The sequence below is a fragment of the Streptomyces sp. NPDC050619 genome, assembly GCF_040654815.1.
Taxonomy (GTDB): domain Bacteria; phylum Actinomycetota; class Actinomycetes; order Streptomycetales; family Streptomycetaceae; genus Streptomyces.
In genome coordinates this window covers 61,713-81,037 of sequence record NZ_JBFAIR010000028.1, presented here as the reverse complement: position 1 = coordinate 81,037, position 19,325 = coordinate 61,713, and the positions used below count along the sequence as shown (strand labels likewise).

Sequence of the window (19,325 nt, the reverse complement as noted above, 5' to 3'; positions counted from 1 at the left end):
TTCAGCGTTCCTCTTCGGGGAATCGACCCTCGTCGAGGTCCGCGGTGAACGCCTCCAGACGCCTTGCCGCATCGGCGAGATCGTGCTTGGCCGCGGCCGTAATGACCAGCAGCTTCCGGGTCAGCGCCATCCGTACGCCCTCCGGGACTTGCAGTGCGCGCACCTTTGCGTGCGCTTCCTTGAGCTGGACCGCGACTGCCGCATAGAGCTGGAGTTGGCCGTCGTGTTCCATGCACAGATTGTGCCATCTGGGGCGAGTTGTCGCCTGCTCAGGGTGCAACTGCCACCTCAAACGGCCTCTCCGGCGCCCGTGGAAGCCACGGCTACAAGGCTCGCGTACCCAGACAACAGCCGCCGTAACGTGGGAAGTTGAGAGGATCTCCCGGCGCACCCGGGGCTGTTCGGGTGCAGACAAAGCTGTACCCCCGATCGGGCCGATCGGGGGTACAGCGGGGGTGTCGAGGTGGCTGAAACTCGACTTGCCAAGGCCCTCCGCGGGCCCTCGGCGTCAGACCTGGAGCGTCCGCGGCTTGTGCGCAGGGCGCTTGGCCTCGTACGCGGCGATGTCGGGCTCGTTCTGGAGGGTGATGGAGATGTCGTCCAGCCCGTTCAGCAGCCGCCAACGGGCGTTCTCGTCGAGTTCGAAGGCCGCGGTGATGCCCTCGGCACGCACCTCACGAGCCTCAAGGTCCACAGTGACCTCAGCAGTCGCGTCCTTCTCCGTGAGCTCCCACAGGGCTTCCACGATCTCCTGCTCCACGATCACCGTGAGCAGGCCGTTCTTGAGCGAGTTGCCGCGGAAGATGTCGGCGAAGCGGGAGGAGATGACGGCCTTGAAGCCGAAGTTCTGCAGCGCCCACACGGCGTGCTCACGGGAGGAGCCGGTGCCGAAGTCGGATCCGGCGACCAGAACGGTCGCGCCCTCGCGCTCGGGCTGGTTGAGGACGAAGGACGGGTCCTTGCGCCAGGCCTCGAACAATCCGTCCTCGAACCCGTCCCGGGTGACCTTCTTGAGCCAGTGAGCAGGGATGATCTGGTCGGTGTCGACGTTGCTGCGGCGCAGCGGGACGACCCGGCCGGTGTGCGTGGTGAATGCTTCCATGGCTGATCAGACTCCAGCGGGCGTACGGGTCTCGGCGTCGGACAGGTCGGCCGGGGAGGCCAGGTGGCCCAGGACCGCCGTAGCGGCGGCGACCTGCGGCGACACCAGGTGCGTACGGCCGCCCTTGCCCTGCCTGCCCTCGAAGTTGCGGTTGGAGGTGGACGCGGAGCGCTCACCGGGGGCCAGCTGGTCCGGGTTCATGCCCAGACACATCGAGCAGCCCGCGTGCCGCCATTCGGCGCCGGCGTCCTTGAAGACGACGTCCAGGCCCTCGGAAACGGCCTGAAGACCCACCCGCGCGGAGCCCGGGACGACCAGCATGCGTACGCCGTCGGCGACTTTGCGGTCCTTGACGATCTCGGCGGCGGCGCGCAGGTCCTCGATGCGGCCGTTGGTGCACGAACCTACGAAGACGGTGTCCACCTTGATGGAGTTCAGCGGCTGGCCGGCCTCCAACCCCATGTATTCCAGGGCCTTTTCGGCGGCCAGGCGCTCCGAAGCGTCTTCGTACGAAGCAGGGTCGGGGACCGCGGCCGAAAGCGGCGCTCCCTGGCCCGGGTTGGTTCCCCAGGTGACGAACGGAGCCAGCTCGGCGGCCTCGATGACGACCTCGGCGTCGAACTCGGCGTCCGCGTCCGTCTTCAGCGTCTTCCAGTACGCGACGGCCGCGTCCCAGTCCTCGCCCTTGGGGGCGTGCGGGCGGCCTTCGAGGTACGCGAAGGTGGTCTCGTCTGGGGCGATCATGCCCGCGCGGGCGCCGGCCTCGATCGACATGTTGCAGATGGTCATGCGGGCTTCCATCGAGAGCTGCTCGATGGCGGAGCCGCGGTACTCCAGGACGTAGCCCTGGCCGCCGCCCGTACCGATCTTGGCGATGATCGTCAGGATCAGGTCCTTGGCGGTGACTCCGTCGGGCAGATCCCCGTTGACGGTGATGGCCATGGTCTTCGGGCGGGCCATGGGCAGCGTCTGGGTGGCCAGCACGTGCTCGACCTGGGAGGTGCCGATGCCGAACGCGAGTCCGCCGAAGGCGCCGTGCGTGGAGGTGTGCGAGTCGCCGCAGACGACCGTCATGCCCGGCTGGGTCAGGCCCAGCTGCGGGCCGACGACGTGCACGACGCCCTGCTCGACGTCGCCCAGCGGGTGCAGGCGCACCCCGAAGTCGGCGCAGTTCTTGCGCAGCGTCTCCAGCTGGATCCGGGAGACCGGGTCGGCGATGGGCTTGTCGATGTCGAGGGTCGGGGTGTTGTGGTCCTCGGTGGCGATGGTCAGGTCGAGCCGGCGCACCCGGCGACCGCTCTTGCGCAGACCGTCGAAGGCCTGCGGGCTGGTCACCTCGTGCAGCAGGTGCAGATCGATGAAGAGGAGGTCGGGCTCGCCCTCGGCGCGCCGGACGACGTGGTCGTCCCAGACCTTCTCCGCGAGTGTCCTACCCATCGCTTTCCCTCCGGCCGGCAAGTGGTGCGCCGGCCCAACTAGAGATCTTGAGAGGCTGCGGCGCCCGCGCCCCCCGCATTTCCGGGCACTCGCCGCCAGGCCCTTTGCACTACGAGCCACTGTGTCTTCCAGGGTGGCGTGTTCCACCGAAAATTGAACTTGCGTTTCACAGAGTGAGACGCGAGTATCGTTTCATGGACAACAGTAGCGGCGTCGGCGTTCTGGACAAGGCAGCCCTTGTCCTGAGCGCCCTGGAGTCCGGTCCGGCCACCCTCGCGGGTCTGGTCGCGGCGACCGGGCTGGCACGACCCACGGCCCACCGGCTGGCCGTGGCCCTGGAACACCACCGTATGGTGGCGCGCGACATGCAGGGCCGTTTCATTCTCGGCCCCCGGCTGGCCGAGCTGGCCGCGGCGGCGGGCGAGGACCGCCTCCTCGCCACGGCGGGCCCGGTGCTCACCCACCTCCGTGACATCACGGGCGAGAGCGCGCAGCTCTACCGGCGTCAGGGCGACATGCGCATCTGCGTCGCCGCGGCGGAGCGCCTGTCCGGACTGCGGGACACGGTCCCGGTCGGCTCGACGCTCACGATGAAGGCCGGTTCCTCCGCGCAGATCCTCATGGCCTGGGAGGAGCCGGAGCGCCTGCACCGCGGCCTCCAGGGCGCCCGCTTCACGGCCACCGCGCTCTCGGGCGTACGACGCCGGGGCTGGGCCCAGTCCATCGGTGAGCGCGAGCCGGGCGTCGCCTCCGTCTCCGCGCCCGTGCGCGGCCCCTCCAACCGAGTGGTGGCCGCCGTCTCGGTCTCCGGCCCCATCGAGCGCCTGACGCGCCACCCGGGCCGTATGCACGCCCAGGCGGTCATCGACGCGGCCGGCCGCCTCTCCGAGGCCCTGCGCCGCACGGGCTGAGCAGCGCCGGCGATCGGGAAGACGGCCCGCCTCAACGCCGCGGCAGGCCCGGTCCCCGACGTCCGTCCCGCTCACTTTCCCCTGAGTCGACGACGAGTCGATCGGCGAGTCGATCGGCCGCACGGTCGCCGCGCCGGGCGACCGGCACCACCCCGGTGGCCTCGCCCAGGCCGAACTCGGGCATGTTCACATAGACCGACTCGTAGGATCCGGCGGGCACGACGTACGTCTCGTGCCAGAAGCCGACCTTCCCCTTCCCCTCGCGCAGTCGCCGGTTGAAGGCGGTCCAGGCCGGGCGGTGCTTCCGGTCCGGCGCCGAGGCGTACGCGAGGAGCTTCTCCTTCGAGTCCCAGTACTGCACGACGTACAGCACGCGCGGGAAGCCCAGCAGGAGCTGGTACCCCAGCAGTCCGCTGCCCTTCTCGCGCGAGAGCTCCGCGAGCATCGGCGGCATCGCCCTCGCGGTCGGCCACCAACTCCGCGGTGCGGCGAAGCTGTTGATGCGCATCCCGATGAGGAAGACGACGATCTCGCCCTCACTCGCGGCGGTCATGCGCCCTTCGATCGGCTTACCCATGATGTCCCCCATCGACGATCATTGGATAGCTTCACTATCCATGATTGGATAGTGACACTCCCCAAGCGGGAAAGCAATCGGAAACTCGAACACGGGACGGATATGCGACTGGCGGAGCTGAGCGAGCGCAGCGCGGTCTCGACGGCCACGATCAAGTACTACCTGCGCGAAGGCCTGCTCCCGCCGGGCCGCCGGATCACGGCCACGCAGGCCGAGTACGACGAGGAGCACCTGCGGCGGCTGCGTCTGGTGCGCGCGCTGATCCAGGTCGGCGGGGTCTCCGTGGCCTCCGCGCGCGACGTGCTCGCCGCGCTGGACGACGACTCCCTGGATCACAACAAGCGCCTGGGCACCGCGGTGTGGGCCCTGCCGCACGGCCAGGCCCCGGACGAGGCGGACCCGGCGACCCGCACCGCCCGACGCCGCGCGGACACGCTCCTGGAGCGGCTGGGCTGGGGCTACGGCCCGACGCCCGAGGGGGCACCGCCCCCGTACGGGATGCTGGTGACCGCGATCGCCACGCTGGAGCGGCTCGGATACCCGTGCGGCGTCGAGGACTTGGAGCCCTACGCCCGCGCGCTGGCGCGGCTGGCGATCGACGATCTGGATCTGGTGGAGCGCTACAGCGACTCCCCGGACGAGCAGGTGGAGGCGGCCGTGGCGCTGACCGTGCTGTACGAGCCGGTACTGCTCGCCCTGCGCCGGCTGGCTCAGGCGCAGGAGTCGCGCCGCCGGTTCGGCGGGAAGTGAGGCCCGAACGCGAGGCCGGACACGCCGATGGGCCCCCACCGAAGTGGAGGCCCATCGGACTACGTACCCCCGACCGGATTCGAACCGGCGCTACCGCCTTGAGAGGGCGGCGTGCTAGGCCGCTACACAACGGGGGCGAGGATCTTGCAAGCGTCTAATTTACACCGCCGCAGATCCGAGCTGGTCTACCTGGACTCGAACCAAGACTAACTGAACCAGAATCAGCCGTGCTGCCAATTACACCATAGACCAATGTGGTTTAGACCAGTTTGTACCCCCGACCGGATTCGAACCGGCGCTACCGCCTTGAGAGGGCGGCGTGCTAGGCCGCTACACAACGGGGGCCCTAGCGATCCAGGAAGAACCAGGATCCGTACCCCCGACCGGATTCGAACCGGCGCTACTGCCTTGAGAGGGCAGCGTGCTAGGCCGCTACACAACGGGGGCTTCGCGGAGATGATCCCCGCTTTTGCAGATGAGCTCTGCGAGCTGGCCTACCTGGACTCGAACCAAGACTAACGGAACCAGAAACCGTCGTGCTGCCAATTACACCATAGGCCACTGGAACTCAAGTCCCTGAAGGGATCTTGTTCTAGTGTGCTCCCCCGGGTTCCGGCCTTTCGGCCCGCTCTCCGGCGGCGCAGGAAGAACATTACCCGAAGGTGGACGGGGCTCCAAAACGGGTATCGGCGCCGAGGATCGCGGGGAGTTCGGCGAGAGAGGCGATCCGGTGCGGGCCCGCGGCGGCGTCGGAGCCGGTGTGGACGCCGGTCCGGTCGATCCAGACCGACAGCAGCCCGGCGTCGGCGGCGCCCCGCCCGTCGATCTCCGGGTGGTCACCGACGTACGCCACTTGGTGCGGGGCCAGCTCCAGGGCGTCGCAGGCCGCCAGGAAGGCGCGGGCATCCGGCTTGGAGAAGCCAAGCTCGGCGGCGCACAGGACGGCCTCGAAGCGGTCGTGCACGCCGAGCAGCCGCAGCTTGCGATCCTGGACGTGGATGCTGGAGTTGGACAGCACGGCGTGCCGGTGGCTGCTCGCGAGGGCGTCCAGCGCGGGCAGGACGTCCGGGAAGAGGGCCCAGGCGGTCTCGTAGTGCGCGACGTACCGCTCGAACCAGGCGTCGGCCTCGGCGTCGGACAGAGCCGCGTCGCCCAGGAAGACCCGTACGCGGTCCCGGCGCTGCCCCTGGAAGGTCGCCTCCCCCGCCGCGAACCGCGCCCACTGCGCGTCGGTGATCCGCCGCCAGCGAACGAGGGCCTGCTCGACGCTGTCGTAGCCGTCGAGCAGGCCCTCGGCCGCGAGGTGCCCGCGCATGCCGACACGGTCGGCGGTGGTGTAGTCGAAGATCGTGTCGTCCACGTCCCAGACCACTGCTTCCAGCGACATGCGATCGACCTCAGGTACCTCAGGTGTCGGGTGGCGGGTCAGCCGGTGGAGGCATCCTCCCACGGGCCGCAGTCCCACGGAGTGCCTCCGGCGCCGTCCTGGAGGCAGGCGCGGATGTCGATGAGCCTGTTCTCGGGCAGGGAGAGGTTCCAGGTCTTCGTCTTCCCCGCGCCGTTGGGGTTGTAGTACGAGTTGACGGTGGACGAGCCGTTGTAACGCCACTGGGCCGTGGCGCCGTGGCCATCGGCGTTGTTGTCCTCCGAGGTGAGGATCTCGCCGTAGTTGTCGAAGTACGTGAACGAGTCCAGGCCCCTGCTGCCCGCTCCGTACCTCGTGGCGGCCGCCGGGGTCGCCACCATCGCGACCACCGCGCTGCCGCTCGCGATCAGGCCGGCCATCGTCAGGAGATTTCTTCGGAGACTGCCCATAGAAGTGAACCCCACCCCATATTCGAACTAACTTCCAGAACGGGGTGAACGTATCACTCGGGGATCACCGGAAGTCCCGTGTTCACCAAGGAAGTTGACGGTTGGATCAGCCGGCCAGCCTGACCAGTGCCGCGTCGATCCGTGCCAGCGTCTTCTCCTTGCCCAGGACCTCCAGGGACTCGAAGAGGGGCAGGCCGACCGTGCGGCCGGTGACGGCGACGCGGACCGGGGCCTGGGCCTTGCCGAGCTTGAGGCCGTGGGTCTCGCCGGCGGCCAGGACGGCCTCCTTCAACGACTCCGGCGAGGTCCAGTCCGCCGACTCCAGCTTCTCGCGGGCCGTGCGGAGCAGGGCGTCCGAGCCCTCCTTCATCGCCTTCGTCCAGCTCGGCTCGTCGAAGACCGGCTCCGGCAGGAACAGGAAGTCGACGTTGTCCGTGATCTCCGACAGCACCTTCAGGCGGGTCTGCGCGTGCGGGGCGATGGCCTGCCACTTCGCCTCGTCGAAGGCTTCCGGCGCCCAGGAGGCGAACGGGGTCTGGAGCCACGGGCGGCAGCGCTCCGTGAAGTCCTTCACGTCCAGCAGGCGGATGTGGTCGCCGTTGATCGCCTCGCACTTCTTCAGGTCGAAGCGCGCCGGGTTGGGGTTCACGTCCGCGATGTCGAAGGCCGCGACCATCTCGTCCATCGAGAAGATGTCCTGGTCGGCCGAGAGCGACCAGCCCAGCAGGGAGAGGTAGTTGAGCAGGCCCTCCGGCAGGAAGCCGCGCTCGCGGTAGAGGTTGAGCGACGACTGCGGGTCGCGCTTGGAGAGCTTCTTGTTGCCCTCGCCCATCACGTACGGCAGGTGGCCGAAGGACGGGATCCGCCGCGCGATGCCCAGCTCGGTCAGCGCCTTGTACAGGGCGATCTGGCGCGGGGTGGAGGAGAGCAGGTCCTCGCCGCGCAGGACGTGGGTGATCTCCATCAGGGCGTCGTCGACCGGGTTCACGAGCGTGTAGAGGGGCGCTCCGTTGGCTCGTACGATCCCGTAGTCCGGCACGTTCTCCGGCAGGTACGTGATCTCGCCGCGGACCAGGTCCGTGAAGGTGATCGCCTCGTCGGGCATGCGGAAGCGGACGATGGGCGTACGGCCCTGGGCCTTGTACTCCTCGACCTGCTCGGCGGTCAGCTCGCGGCAGTGGCCGTCGTAGCCGGACGGCTTGCCGGCGGCGCGGGCGGCCTCGCGGCGGGTGTCCAGCTCCTCCTGGGAGCAGTAGCAGCGGTAGGCGTGGCCGGCGTCCAGGAGCTTCTGCGCGACGTCCTGGTAGAGGCCCATGCGCTGCGACTGGCGGTACGGCGCGTGCGGGCCGCCGACCTCGGGGCCCTCGTCCCAGTCGAAGCCCAGCCAGCGCATCGCGTCGAGCAGCTGGGTGTACGACTCCTCGGAGTCGCGGGCCGCGTCGGTGTCCTCGATCCGGAAGACCAGAGTGCCCTCGTGGTGCCGGGCGAACGCCCAGTTGAACAGGGCGGTGCGGACCAGGCCCACGTGGGGGTTACCGGTGGGCGACGGGCAGAATCGGACGCGAACGGGGGAGCCGGGTGCGCTAGCCACGCTTGACAACCTTGTTGGTGAGAGTGCCGATGCCTTCGATGGTGACGGCGACCTCGTCGCCGACGGTGAGGGGCCCGACGCCTGCCGGGGTGCCCGTGAGGATCACGTCGCCGGGGAGCAGCGTCATGGCCTCGGTGATGTTGACGATCAGATCCTCGATGGAGTGGATCATCTCGCTGGTGCGGCCGAGCTGACGCTGCGAGCCGTTGACGGTGAGCTGGATGGTCAGGTCGGAGGGGTCCAGGTCCGTCTCCACCCAGGGGCCCAGCGGGCAGGACGTGTCGAAGCCCTTGGCCCTGGCCCACTGCTTCTCGCGTTTCTGGACGTCGCGGGCGGTGATGTCGTTGGCGCAGGTGTAGCCGAGGATGACGTCCTTGACGCGCTCGCGCGGGACCTCGCGGCACATGCGGCCGATGACGACGGCCAGTTCGGCCTCGTGGTGGAGGTCCTCGGAGAAGGTGGGGTACTGGATCTCGTCGCCCGGGCCGATCACCGAGGTGGACGGCTTGAAGAAGGCGAACGGGGCGTCGGGCACCTCGTTGCCCAGCTCCTTCGCGTGCTCCGCGTAGTTGCGGCCGAAGGCCACGACCTTGTTGGGGAGCATCGGGGGCAGCAGCCGCACCTTGCGAAGGGGGACCTTCGTGCCGGAGAGCTCGAAGTCCGCGAACGGGATGCCCTTGATGATGTCAAGGACGAGTTCGTCCGGCTTGTCGCCCTCGACCGCGCCGAAGGCGACGTTCCCGTCGATGGAGAATCTGGCGATGCGCACGGGATCCTTGCGCCCCTCACTGAGTCACTGAGCTGCTGAAGTCTGAGGCCCCAGGGTACTCAGCGGCGCGGTGGTTGGCTCCAGGAGGCGCGGGGAGGACGGCTGCGCGTACTATTCCGCCGCGGACGCCGCGGCCGGGAGCTCCATGAGGATGGTGCGCCTGGGGTTCGCGGTCTGTGCGGGCAGGTCGACGGAGTGCTCCTGCTGCCGCTGGTCCGGGATCCGCACCTCGTCGGCGTCCTCCAGGTGCGCCAGCGTCGTGCGTCGCGGGTTGGCTGTGGTGCGGAACATCATCGTCGTCTTCACAGTTGTACGAGACCTTGTCCTGTACGGGCGCCGGAGGGCCCCAAGGGTCCTGAGGTCGGCGCGGGTTGTCGGATTTGCCATCTCTGTAAAGCGTCAGGCTAAACATCCAATTCCCCCGCGAAGCCGCACACAGCCCTTGATCCGCGTGTGAGTTTGCTCACGGAGCTACGGGCAATCCAGTCAAATCAGACCCACAGCCCATCCCAACGAAACGGACATTGGCTCCCTGAAGCCATCATTCCGCTCCTGATCATCTCGACTGGGACACCCGCTGCCCCCGGGCGACTCGCGGGCATAAGTCCGCTATGCGGGAGATCAGTTTCCACACCCCGTCACTCGCCACTCACGTGGTGTCACGTAGGTCACGGCATGGCCTACGGGCCTTGTTGGAGATCCGGCACTGTGCTGGAATTCCACGGACCGCCGCAGGATCGAGCCGGCGCACAGGGGGCGCGCAGAAGCGCCGAGCGGCGGTGAGACAGGGGGAGCCAGCGCCGGTTACTCACGACCACCCGGGGGGCGTTTTCAGGACGCCTCCTACGACGCCGACACCGTCCTTCCGTTCGCGCGGAGGGGCGCCTGGTCCAGAGGTTGCGACGCTAGTGCAGGGACGTTTCAAGAGGGATGGCAGTGCTTCGGCGAAGCCGGAGCCGCAAGGTGGGGCTGGCCCCATAAAAGGCAGCTCCTCGCCCCAGCACGCCCAGAACCCGGGCCCGGCCGGCGACGGCGGTGAGCGCTCCGGGCGCCCCGGCGCGTCCGCGCCGGCGAGCGCCTCGGCCTCGACCACGCCGACGGTGAAGCCGCCGAAGGGCCCCGCCGGCCCCGGCCCGCGCGTAGCCCTGCGCAACTGGCGCATCTCCACGCGTCTGGTGGCCCTGCTCACGCTCCCGGTGGTCGCGGCCACCTCGCTGGGCGCGCTGCGCATCAACGACTCGATGGACGACATCCAGCAGCTCGACAACATGAAGCTGCTGACGGAGATAACCAAGCAGGCCACCGAGCTGGCCTCCGCGCTCCAGGAGGAGCGCGACCTGTCGGCCGGCCCGCTGGCACACGGCTCGAAGGCGTCGACCGACTACACGGTCAAGGGCTTGCGGGACAAGACCGACCGGGCCATGACCTCCTTCACGGACGCGGCGGAGGACGTCGACACCTCCAGCAAGGACGGCAACCTCTCGGGCGTCCGCGAGAGCCTCGTCGGCCTGGTCCGTGACCTGGGCGGCCTCGCGCAGATCCGCAGCAATGCCTACGAGACCAAGAACAACGCCTCCCAGACGGTCGAGGGCTACCACCGCCTCATCACCCACCTGCTCGACCTCTCGCAGGACATGGCGGAGGCCACCAGCAACCCCGAGATGATCCAGCGCACGCGCGCCCTGTCGGCCTTCTCCTCCGCCAAGGAGTACGCGTCCGTCCAACGCGCGATCCTCGCCGCGGCGCTGCCCATTACCACCGCCAACTCGAGCGGCGACCTCTCCGAGAACGACCGCCTGTACGCCGAGGGCGCCAAGGAGAGCGAGGACTCCGAACTCTCCGGCTTCCGCAGCATCTACGGCACGGACAGCGCCCCCGAGCTCCTCAAGCCCGTCGAAGAGGGCAACCCGACCATCCAGGCCACCGACCTCTACGCCGGCCGTGCCTTCGGCCGGGTGGACGGCCTCGCCGGCCTGGACAAGCGGTCGTACAAGGACTGGGTGGACGACAGCTCGATCAAGATCGAGCAGATGGGCAACATCGAGCACACGCTGCTCGAGGACATGGAGCAGAAGGCCCGCGAGCTGCGCAACGAGTCGGAACAGGACGCGATCATCTCCGGCGCGCTGATCCTGCTCGTCCTCGGCATCTCGCTGGTCGGCGCCTTCGTCGTGGCCCGGTCCATGATCCGCTCGCTGCGCCGCCTTCAGGAGACCGCGACCAAGGTCGCCCAGGACCGCCTGCCCGAGCTGGTCAAGCAGCTGTCCGAGTCCGACCCGCAGGACGTCGACACCTCCGTCGAGTCGGTCGGTGTGCACTCCCGGGACGAGATCGGCCAGGTGGCCGCGGCCTTCGACGACGTGCACCGCGAGGCGGTCCGCCTCGCCGCCGAGCAGGCCCTGCTGCGGGGCAACGTCAACGCGATGTTCACCAACCTCTCGCGCCGCTCCCAGGGCCTCATCCAGCGTCAGCTGTCGCTGATCTCCGAACTGGAGTCCCGCGAGGCCGACCCGGACCAGCTGTCCTCGCTGTTCAAGCTCGACCACCTCGCGACCCGCATGCGCCGTAACGGTGAGAACCTGCTCGTTCTCGCCGGTGAGGAGCCCGGCCGCCGCTGGACCCGTCCGGTCCCGCTGGTCGACGTGCTGCGTGCCGCCGCGTCCGAGGTGGAGCAGTACGAGCGCATCGAGCTGGCCTCCGTGCCGACCACCGAAGTGGCCGGCCGCGTCGTCAACGACCTCGTGCACCTGCTCGCCGAGCTGCTGGAGAACGCGACGTCGTTCTCCTCCCCCCAGACCAAGGTCAAGGTCACCGGTCACGCGCTGCCCGACGGCCGGGTGCTGATCGAGATCCACGACACCGGTATCGGCCTCTCCCCCGAGGACCTCGCGGCGATCAACGAGCGGCTCGCCTCGCCGCCCACCGTGGACGTCTCCGTCTCCCGCCGCATGGGTCTGTTCGTGGTCGGCCGCCTCTCGCAGCGCCACGGCATCCGCATCCAGCTGCGCCCGTCCGACTCCGGTGGTACGACCGCCCTGGTCATGCTGCCCGTGGACGTCGCCCAGGGCGGCAAGAAGCCGCAGCCCAAGCCGGGTCAGGGCGCCGGTGCGGGTGCGGCGGCGGCCGCCGCCGGTGTGGCCGCCGCCCGCCGCGGCACCGGCCAGCCGGGCGGCGACGCCCTCGGCGCCGGTGCCAGTAGTGCCGGTGCTCTCGGTTCCGGTGCGCCCACGGGCGGCCGACTCAATCCCGGTCAGGGACCGCGGGCCGCGCTGCCCGGGCGTGACGCGGGCGGTCGTCCGGGTGCGCCGGGCGGAGCACGCGGGCCCCAGGGTCCGGGCGCGCCGCAGCAGGGCCGGCCGGCTCCGGCCGGTGCGGGCGCCGGCTTCGGCGGTCAGGCTCCCGGTGCGCCGCAGGGCCTTCAGGCCGCGGGCACGGGCGTGCCGCCGCAGGGCCAGGACGCTTTCGGGGGCACCCGAGGCCCCGTACCTCCGCAGTCGTCGTCCAACTCGAACAAGGGCTCCGAGCCGCAGGGCCGGCGCCGTCGGCCGCAGCTGCCGGGGCGCGGTGGCCCGCGGGCCGAGCTGCCCGGCGGCAACCCGCAGCCGCGGCCCAGCTGGAGCGACGAGAACGCGCAGCCGCCGGTGCCGCGCGCCTCGCTCGACGCCCCGCGCGGCCATGACGAGCAGGACACCGACCAGAACTCCCGGATGCCGCGGATCGACGACCGGCAGGGGCCGGGTTCGACCGCGGAGATGCCGGCCATTGGGCGCATGGACGGCCGCCAGGGCCCGGGCGCCACGTCCGAGTTCGCCCGCCCGGACTTCGACGCACCGCGGCCCGGCCCGAACAGCGCCCAGAACACCGGGCAGTTCCCCCGTCCCGGCTTCGACATTGCGGCCCCCGGCGGGGACAACGGCCCCCAGAACACGGGCCAGTTCCCCCGCCCGGGCGCGAACGACGGCCAGAACACGGGCCAGTTCGTCCGCTCGGACGTCTTCGGCGCCCCGAACGACAACCCGGCCGCACCGTCGACGCCGTCGACCACCGGCCAGTTCGCGATGCCTCCGGCGCCTTCGGCGTACGACAGCGGCTACGACGGCAGCTCCACGGGACAGCACGCCCTGCCGGGCGGGTCTGCCAACGGCGGCTCCTCGACCGGCCAGTTCGAGCGTCCGCAGGTCAACGGCGTGCGTGGCGCCGACTTCGGTGCCCCGCGACCGCCGGCCCCGCAGCGTCCGCAGCAGCGGCCCGCCCGTCAGGACCCCGAGGCGCTGCCGCCCGCGGGTCCCGGTGACGGCCGTACGCCGCTGTACGACACGCTCGAGACCAACTGGTTCCACGGCAGCCCGCAGGAGCAGCAGCAGAGCAACGGCTCAGCTTCCGCCCCGGCCGCCCCGCAGCAGCAGCCTCAGGCTCCCGCTGCCCCACAACGTCCCGTAGCCAGCTCCTGGCGCAGCTCGCCGAATGACGATCTCATTCGGCAGGCAGAGCGCGTACGGCAGCCGGCCGCGGGCGGCGTCACCACCTCCGGCCTGCCGCGCCGGGTGCCCCGGGCCAACCTCGTTCCGGGCACCGCTCAGCAGCAACAGCACCAAGCCGGTCCGCAGGTCTCGCGTGCGCCTGATGCCGTACGCGGCCGGCTGACCAATCTCCGTCGGGGCATAGCTCAAGGTCGACAGGCCGGTACCGGCCAGACCGAGAGCTTCCCGAGCCCCACTCACCAGCAGGAGCGTTAGTTGAGCCCGATGAGCCAGGCGGCACAGAACCTGAACTGGTTGATCACCAACTTTGTGGACAACACCCCTGGGGTGTCCCACACCGTCGTCGTGTCCGCCGACGGCCTCCTTCTGGCAATGTCCGAAGGCTTTCCGCGCGACCGTGCCGATCAGTTGGCGGCGGTCGCCTCCGGTCTGACGTCCCTGACGGCCGGGGCCTCCCGGATCTTCGAGGGCGGCAGCGTGGCACAGACGGTCGTCGAGATGGAGCGGGGATTTCTCTTCCTCATGTCCGTCTCGGACGGCTCGTCGCTCGCCGTTCTCGCCCACCCCGACTGCGACATCGGCCTCGTCGGCTATGAGATGGCGCTCCTCGTCGATCGCGCGGGCGCGGTGCTCACGCCCGACCTGCGCGCTGAGCTGCAAGGCAGTCTGCTCCACTGACCGCCCCAGATCCACCCGTCTCACCAAATCACCGTCCGGCCGCCACAAACCCCCCACCGGCCCCTGTCCGACGGCTTGACTGACCGACTTGCTGTCCCGCCCGGAGGATTCATGACCCCGCCCACCGCCTCTCATGATCCGTACGCGGAGCCGTACGAGGATGAGGGCGACCAGCCGCTGGTACGTCCGTACGCGATGACCGGCGGCCGGACCCGGCCGCGCTACCAGCTCGCCATCGAGGCCCTGATCAGCACCACGGCCGATCCGGCTGCGCTCATGGGACTGCTCCCTGAGCACCAGCGCATCTGCCACCTGTGCCGAGAGGTGAAGTCGGTCGCCGAGGTCTCGGCACTTCTGGCCATGCCGTTGGGCGTGGCCAGGATCCTCGTCGCGGACCTCGCGGAGGCCGGACTCGTCGCCATTCACCAGCCGGGCGGCGACGAGAGCACCGGCGCTCCGGACGTGACACTGCTCGAAAGGGTGCTCAGTGGACTTCGCAAGCTCTGACGGAGGCCGGGCGACCACCTCCGCCAAGATCGTGGTGGCGGGCGGCTTCGGCGTGGGCAAGACCACGTTCGTGGGCGCCGTCTCCGAGATCAACCCGCTGCGCACCGAGGCCGTGATGACGTCCGCGAGCGCGGGCATCGACGACCTCACCCACACCGGGGACAAGACGACCACCACGGTCGCCATGGACTTCGGCCGCATCACCCTCGACCAGGACCTGATCCTCTACCTCTTCGGCACGCCGGGCCAGGACCGTTTCTGGTTCATGTGGGACGACCTGGTGCGCGGTGCCATCGGTGCCGTCGTCCTCGTGGACACCCGCCGGCTCGCCGACTGCTTCCCCGCGGTCGACTACTTCGAGAACTCGGGCCTGCCCTTCGTCGTCGCCCTCAACGGCTTCGACGGGCACCAGCCCTACGCGCCCGAGGAGGTGCGCGAGGCTCTGCAGATCGGTCCGGACACCCCGATCATCACCACGGACGCCCGTCACCGCTCGGATGCCAAGAGCGCGCTGATCACGCTGGTGGAGCACGCTCTCATGGCGCGTCTGAGATAGCACCCAAGTCAGTGACGCCATATGGCAGTTGTCGTAGATGTCCCGGAGCCGGCTGTGTCCTTTGACACGGTCGGCCCGGGTGTTCATAACGTTTCGGCAGAGGAATCGGGTGGTACGGCCACGCGTCGCGGTCGTGTGGTGTCGCTACGCACACAAAGGCCCCGTCTTTTGACGGGGCTCGCTCTTTATGACCGTTTTATCTGGGCCTTACATCACTACGGATCCCCGCCTTCCACTGTTTGGAAGTGCGCAGGCCGCCGTGCTGGAATGCCTGGACTGCCCAATAGTCAACGACGTACTCACCAGTCTGTGACGTACTGGGCTCTGAGACACTGCGGCACAACGTTGGTGCCCGCCGCCGAGAGGTTGTTGGTCGAGTGAGGCGAAGCAAGAACGGTCCCGAGCCGTCGGCCCGGGGCAACTTCACCCCGCCGCCGCGCGGAGCGGCGCCTGCCCCTGTGCCCGGTTCGGAGCCCGCGGCCGCGCCCGCTTCGAGCGGCGGCCGTTTCTCCCCGCGCAACTGGCGCGTACCGACCAGGCTGAACGCGATCCTGCTCATACCCGTGGTGGTCGGCCTCGTCATGGGCGGCTTCCAGGTGAAGAGCTCGATCGACACCTGGCAGGAGGCCCAGGACGCGGAGAACACCGCGCGCCTGGTGAGAGCCTCCCTGACCTACGCGGACGCCCTCTACAACGAGCGGGACGTCAGCGCCGCACCGCTGCTGAAGGGCTCCGCCCAGACCGCCGCGGACAAGGCGACCGTCAGCACGGCCCGCAAGAACACCGACAACGCCGCCGACGCCTTCGACGCGGCCGCGCAGAACATGCCGCAGAAGGCCGGCCTGCTGCGCCGCCTGTCGATCTTCCGCGCCGAGGAGCCCAAGCTCCAGGCGCTGCGCTCCACCGCGTACACCTCCAAGCGCACCGGTGTGCAGACCGAAGAGGGCTACGTCGAGATCGCCCACCCGCTGATGGAGTTCTCCAACGAGCTGGGCCTCGGCACCGGAAACATCACCAGCTACGGCCGTACCGTCTACGCGATCGCGCTCACCAAGGCGTCCTTGTCGCTGGAGCGCTCCATCGGCATGCACCTGCTGGTCAACCCGGGCCCCAAGAACAGCGACCTCGCCGCCCAGCGCGTCGCCCTGACCTCGTACGCGTACCTCGAAGGCATCGCCGTCGAGGAGTACATCGGCGGTGGCACCGCGGCGGACGCCAAGAAGCTCGACGACGCCGAGGCGAAGATCAAGAGCGACGGCGCGGCGATGGCCAAGGAAGCCGCCCAGCAGGCCGCCGCCAAGGGCGAGAAGTACGTTCCGCCGCCGTCCGACCCGACCGACATGGTCAAGGCCATCGGGACGCTGACGACCACCGACCCCTCCGCGCGCCAGGCGCTCGCCGAGGAGGGCGTCACCGCCGAGAACTGGTGGGCGGTCAACACCCTCAAGTACAACGCCTATCGCCAGATCGAGTCCGACCTGACCGACAAGGCGGTGAACGAGGCCGCCGGCATCTCCGACGACGCCCGGCGTGACGCCTTCATCACCGGTGCCGCCGTCGTGGTCGCCCTGCTCGCCGCGTTCATCCTGGCCGGCATGGTGGCCCGCCAGATGAGCCGCGCCATGCGCCAGCTGCGCAACGCCGCCTTCGGCATCGCCGAGCAGCGCCTGCCGATGCTGGTCGACCAGCTCTCGCGCACCGACCCGGGCCGCGTGGACACGCGTGTGCAGCCCATCCCGATCACCACCAGGGACGAGATCGGCGAGGTCGCCCGGGCCTTCGACCAGGTCCACCGCGAGGCCGTCCGGCTCGCCGCCGAGCAGGCCCTGCTGCGGGGCAACATCAACGCGATCTTCACCAACCTCTCGCGCCGCAACCAGTCGCTGATCGAGGGCCAGCTGACCCTGATCACCGAGCTGGAGAACAACGAGGCCGACCCGGACCAGCTGGAGAACCTCTTCAGGCTGGACCACCTCGCGACCCGTATGCGCCGCAACGGCGAGAACCTCCTGGTCCTCGCCGGCGAGGAGCCCGGCCGCCGCTGGGACCAGCCGGTCCCGCTGGTCGACGTGCTGCGCGCCGCCTCCTCCGAGGTGGAGCAGTACGAGCGCGTCGAGCTGTCCGGCGTCCCGGAGGCCGAGATCCACGGCCGCGCCGTGACCGACCTCGTGCACCTGCTGGCCGAGCTCCTGGAGAACGCCACCACGTTCTCCTCGCCGCAGACGAAGGTCCGCGTGACCGCGACCCGGCTCCCCGACGGCCGCATCATGATCGAGATCCACGACAAGGGCATCGGCCTCACCGCCGAGGACTTCGCGGACATCAACCACAAGCTGGCCAACCCGCCGACCGTGGATGCCGCGATCTCGCAGCGCATGGGCCTGTTCGTGGTCGGCCGGCTGTCCGACCGGCACGGCATCCGCGTCCAGCTGCGCCCCTCCGGCGAGCAGGCCGGCACCACCTCGCTGGTCATGCTGCCCGACGCGATCACCCACGGCGGTGGCGGCGAGCAGCAGCCCGTCCGCGACGAGTTCACCGTGTCGCAGATCATCCCGGAGCAGAACTTCCAGGGCGAGAACTTCAACAACGGCCTGCCGATGCGTACGGCCGCGGAGCTCGGCTTCGACGACAGCCGCTACACCGAGGTGCCCGACGACATCCGCGAGCTGGACCCCGTGGGCCGCTCCCTGATGCGCGAGGAGCGCCGCGCGGCCCTGGAGTCCCAGTCGGACGAGCCGGGCCAGCCGCCCACGGAGCATTCCTCCGAGGCCGCCTCCTACACCGACGGTTTCGACGCCCGGCCCGGCTACGACAACGGCCGCAGCGGTTTCCCGGAGCAGCCGGCCGCGTTCGACCACCAGCAGGCGTACGAGGAGCCGCGGCAGCCGTCGTACGAGGAGCCCCAGCAGGCGTCGTACGAGGAGCGGCAGCGGACCGCGTACGACGAGCCGCAGCAGCCGTCGTACGACGACTCGTACTACGCGCCGAACGGCGGCCTGCCGCGCTCCGACGCCTTCTCGCCGAGCGGCGGATACCCGGAGCCCGGGTATCCGGAGCCGGTCCAGGAAGAGCCCGCCCCGCCCCGCGCCGCCGCCCCGGACAGCTTCCAGGGCTTCGCGGAGCGGCCCTACCAGGATGACTGGCCGCAGCAGGACGGCTACCGCGACGGATACCAGGACCAGTACGCTCCGGAAACGGAATCCGCGCAGGCCGCTGACGTGAGTGAGCGGGACCGCGTAGGCTTCGAGCGTCCGGGACCGGCACCCTCCGCCGCCCACGCGCTGACCGACGCCGGGCTTCCCCGCCGCGGATCCACCGCGAGCGGCGCGAACGGCTCAGGCGACGCGCGGCACGTGAACCAGGAGCCGCCGGCCCCCGCGGAGAGCAACGGCGACGGCAGCAGCTGGCGGTCGGCGAACGACGATCGCTGGCAGCAGGCCTCGCAGCTGCGCAAGCCCAAGGCGGGCGGGGTCACCTCCTCCGGTCTGCCGCGGCGGGTGCCCAAGGCCAACCTGGTCGAGGGAGCCGCCGAAAGCACCCACCAGGGGGGCCCACAGGTCTCCCGTGCTCCCGAGGACGTCCGGGGCAGGTTGAGCAACCTGCGCCGTGGGGTCCAGAGGGGACGTAACGCAGGTAGTGAAACGAACGGCCAGGCCACCAGGAATCAACACGGTGGTCCTGACAGCACCTACAACCAGGAGCGTTAGTGTGAGCCCGATGAGCCAGGCGGCGCAGAACCTGAACTGGTTGATCACCAATTTCGTGGACAACACCCCCGGGGTGTCCCACACCGTGGTGGTCTCCGCCGACGGACTCCTTCTGGCGATGTCCGAAGGCTTTCCCCGCGACCGTGCCGACCAGCTCGCGGCCGTCGCCTCCGGTCTGACGTCCCTGACGGCAGGCGCCTCCCGCATCTTCGAGGGCGGCAGCGTGAACCAGACGGTTGTGGAGATGGAGCGGGGATTCCTCTTCATCATGTCCATCTCCGACGGTTCCTCGCTCGCGGTTCTCGCACATCCGGAGGCGGACATCGGTCTCATCGGGTACGAGATGGCGCTCCTGGTGGACCGTGCCGGTACGGTCCTGACGCCCGATCTGCGCGCGGAGCTCCAAGGGAGCCTGCTCAACTAACAGACAGACGGTGCGTTTTG

Annotated in this window: 17 protein-coding genes and 5 tRNA genes; 8 read left to right on the top strand and 14 right to left on the bottom strand. The window is 69.6% G+C overall.

Going from position 1 to position 19,325, the window contains the following annotated elements; all coding sequences use genetic code 11:
• Position 1: 1 nt before the first annotated feature.
• The 3 genes from AB0I77_RS36410 to leuC all read right to left on the bottom strand — a co-directional run bounded on the left by AB0I77_RS36410 (position 2) and on the right by leuC (position 2,539).
• Positions 2–232 carry a hypothetical protein gene (locus tag AB0I77_RS36410; protein ID WP_363287060.1) on the bottom strand — a complete coding sequence of 77 codons (231 nt, stop codon included), beginning with the start codon at positions 230–232 and terminating at the stop codon, positions 2–4.
• A 276-nt stretch (positions 233–508) separates the two neighbouring features.
• The gene (gene leuD / locus AB0I77_RS36405; protein ID WP_363287059.1) at positions 509–1,102 is read right to left on the bottom strand and encodes a 3-isopropylmalate dehydratase small subunit; all 594 of its coding nucleotides are present in this window, start codon (positions 1,100–1,102) and stop codon (positions 509–511) included.
• Positions 1,103–1,108: 6 nt separating this feature from the next.
• Positions 1,109–2,539, bottom strand: coding sequence for a 3-isopropylmalate dehydratase large subunit (gene leuC / locus AB0I77_RS36400; RefSeq protein ID WP_363287058.1), 1,431 nt, complete (start codon positions 2,537–2,539; stop codon positions 1,109–1,111).
• A 194-nt stretch (positions 2,540–2,733) separates the two neighbouring features.
• Between leuC and ndgR the strand changes: the two genes are divergently transcribed.
• Positions 2,734–3,450: an IclR family transcriptional regulator NdgR gene (gene ndgR / locus AB0I77_RS36395; RefSeq protein WP_028806673.1), complete on the top strand. Its 717-nt coding sequence runs from the start codon at positions 2,734–2,736 to the stop codon at positions 3,448–3,450.
• A gap of 31 nt (positions 3,451–3,481) precedes the next feature.
• Here the strand turns inward: ndgR and AB0I77_RS36390 are convergent, their stop codons facing one another.
• Entirely contained in the window at positions 3,482–4,027 is a 546-nt protein-coding gene (locus tag AB0I77_RS36390; protein WP_363287057.1) for a DUF4188 domain-containing protein, read from the bottom strand.
• 102 nt (positions 4,028–4,129) lie between these two features.
• Here AB0I77_RS36390 and AB0I77_RS36385 point away from each other — a divergent pair, with 102 nt between their 5' ends.
• The gene (locus tag AB0I77_RS36385; RefSeq protein ID WP_363287056.1) at positions 4,130–4,777 is read left to right on the top strand and encodes a MerR family transcriptional regulator; all 648 of its coding nucleotides are present in this window, start codon (positions 4,130–4,132) and stop codon (positions 4,775–4,777) included.
• A gap of 64 nt (positions 4,778–4,841) precedes the next feature.
• On the opposite strand, the gene AB0I77_RS36380 is transcribed toward AB0I77_RS36385, so the two are convergent.
• From AB0I77_RS36380 to AB0I77_RS36335, 10 genes are all read right to left on the bottom strand, one after another.
• Positions 4,842–4,914 (bottom strand) — tRNA-Glu (locus tag AB0I77_RS36380).
• A 43-nt stretch (positions 4,915–4,957) separates the two neighbouring features.
• A tRNA-Gln gene (locus tag AB0I77_RS36375) sits at positions 4,958–5,029 on the bottom strand.
• A gap of 20 nt (positions 5,030–5,049) precedes the next feature.
• Positions 5,050–5,122: transfer RNA gene (locus AB0I77_RS36370), tRNA-Glu, on the bottom strand.
• 29 nt (positions 5,123–5,151) lie between these two features.
• A tRNA-Glu gene (locus AB0I77_RS36365) sits at positions 5,152–5,224 on the bottom strand.
• 42 nt (positions 5,225–5,266) lie between these two features.
• Positions 5,267–5,338 (bottom strand) — tRNA-Gln (locus tag AB0I77_RS36360).
• 91 nt (positions 5,339–5,429) lie between these two features.
• Positions 5,430–6,164, bottom strand: coding sequence for an HAD family hydrolase (locus AB0I77_RS36355; RefSeq protein WP_363287055.1), 735 nt, complete (start codon positions 6,162–6,164; stop codon positions 5,430–5,432).
• A 38-nt stretch (positions 6,165–6,202) separates the two neighbouring features.
• Entirely contained in the window at positions 6,203–6,562 is a 360-nt protein-coding gene (locus tag AB0I77_RS36350; protein WP_363287054.1) for a hypothetical protein, read from the bottom strand.
• 136 nt (positions 6,563–6,698) lie between these two features.
• Complete coding sequence (gene gltX / locus AB0I77_RS36345; protein WP_363287053.1) at positions 6,699–8,183, bottom strand: glutamate--tRNA ligase; 1,485 nt, start codon at positions 8,181–8,183, stop codon at positions 6,699–6,701.
• Entirely contained in the window at positions 8,176–8,952 is a 777-nt protein-coding gene (locus AB0I77_RS36340; RefSeq protein WP_363287052.1) for a fumarylacetoacetate hydrolase family protein, read from the bottom strand. Before AB0I77_RS36340 ends, gltX begins: the two co-directional genes overlap by 8 nt.
• 111 nt (positions 8,953–9,063) lie before the next feature.
• The gene (locus AB0I77_RS36335; protein ID WP_363287051.1) at positions 9,064–9,258 is read right to left on the bottom strand and encodes a hypothetical protein; all 195 of its coding nucleotides are present in this window, start codon (positions 9,256–9,258) and stop codon (positions 9,064–9,066) included.
• 602 nt (positions 9,259–9,860) lie between these two features.
• Between AB0I77_RS36335 and AB0I77_RS36330 the strand changes: the two genes are divergently transcribed.
• From AB0I77_RS36330 to AB0I77_RS36305, 6 genes are all read left to right on the top strand, one after another.
• On the top strand, positions 9,861–13,688 hold the full coding sequence (locus AB0I77_RS36330; RefSeq protein WP_363287050.1) for a nitrate- and nitrite sensing domain-containing protein: 3,828 nt from the start codon (positions 9,861–9,863) through the stop codon (positions 13,686–13,688).
• A gap of 9 nt (positions 13,689–13,697) precedes the next feature.
• Complete coding sequence (locus AB0I77_RS36325) at positions 13,698–14,111, top strand: roadblock/LC7 domain-containing protein (RefSeq protein WP_030611534.1); 414 nt, start codon at positions 13,698–13,700, stop codon at positions 14,109–14,111.
• A gap of 111 nt (positions 14,112–14,222) precedes the next feature.
• Positions 14,223–14,618, top strand: a complete 396-nt coding sequence (locus AB0I77_RS36320; protein ID WP_030611532.1) for a DUF742 domain-containing protein — start codon at positions 14,223–14,225, stop codon at positions 14,616–14,618.
• Entirely contained in the window at positions 14,599–15,174 is a 576-nt protein-coding gene (locus AB0I77_RS36315; protein ID WP_015657619.1) for an ATP/GTP-binding protein, read from the top strand. The genes AB0I77_RS36320 and AB0I77_RS36315 overlap by 20 nt, the downstream gene beginning before the upstream one ends.
• A 377-nt stretch (positions 15,175–15,551) precedes the next feature.
• Positions 15,552–18,881 (top strand): nitrate- and nitrite sensing domain-containing protein, encoded by a 3,330-nt coding sequence (locus AB0I77_RS36310; RefSeq protein ID WP_363287049.1) that lies wholly within the window; start codon positions 15,552–15,554, stop codon positions 18,879–18,881.
• A 10-nt stretch (positions 18,882–18,891) separates the two neighbouring features.
• Positions 18,892–19,305, top strand: a complete 414-nt coding sequence (locus tag AB0I77_RS36305) for a roadblock/LC7 domain-containing protein (RefSeq protein ID WP_004983065.1) — start codon at positions 18,892–18,894, stop codon at positions 19,303–19,305.
• The last annotated feature ends 20 nt before the right edge of the window (positions 19,306–19,325 follow it).

Bases quoted from the DNA above. Each gene is read 5' to 3' on its own strand.
- ndgR (WP_028806673.1), top strand. From the start codon at position 2,734: ATGGACAACAGTAGCGGCGTCGGCGTTCTGGACAAGGCAGCCCTTGTC.
- AB0I77_RS36410 (WP_363287060.1), bottom strand. From the start codon at position 232: ATGGAACACGACGGCCAACTCCAGCTCTATGCGGCAGTCGCGGTCCAG.
- AB0I77_RS36390 (WP_363287057.1), bottom strand. From the start codon at position 4,027: ATGGGTAAGCCGATCGAAGGGCGCATGACCGCCGCGAGTGAGGGCGAG.
- leuD (WP_363287059.1), bottom strand. From the start codon at position 1,102: ATGGAAGCATTCACCACGCACACCGGCCGGGTCGTCCCGCTGCGCCGC.
- AB0I77_RS36385 (WP_363287056.1), top strand. From the start codon at position 4,130: ATGCGACTGGCGGAGCTGAGCGAGCGCAGCGCGGTCTCGACGGCCACG.
- AB0I77_RS36305 (WP_004983065.1), top strand. From the start codon at position 18,892: ATGAGCCAGGCGGCGCAGAACCTGAACTGGTTGATCACCAATTTCGTG.
- AB0I77_RS36350 (WP_363287054.1), bottom strand. From the start codon at position 6,562: ATGGCCGGCCTGATCGCGAGCGGCAGCGCGGTGGTCGCGATGGTGGCG.
- leuC (WP_363287058.1), bottom strand. From the start codon at position 2,539: ATGGGTAGGACACTCGCGGAGAAGGTCTGGGACGACCACGTCGTCCGG.
- AB0I77_RS36355 (WP_363287055.1), bottom strand. From the start codon at position 6,164: ATGTCGCTGGAAGCAGTGGTCTGGGACGTGGACGACACGATCTTCGAC.
- AB0I77_RS36325 (WP_030611534.1), top strand. From the start codon at position 13,698: ATGAGCCAGGCGGCACAGAACCTGAACTGGTTGATCACCAACTTTGTG.
- AB0I77_RS36320 (WP_030611532.1), top strand. From the start codon at position 14,223: ATGACCCCGCCCACCGCCTCTCATGATCCGTACGCGGAGCCGTACGAG.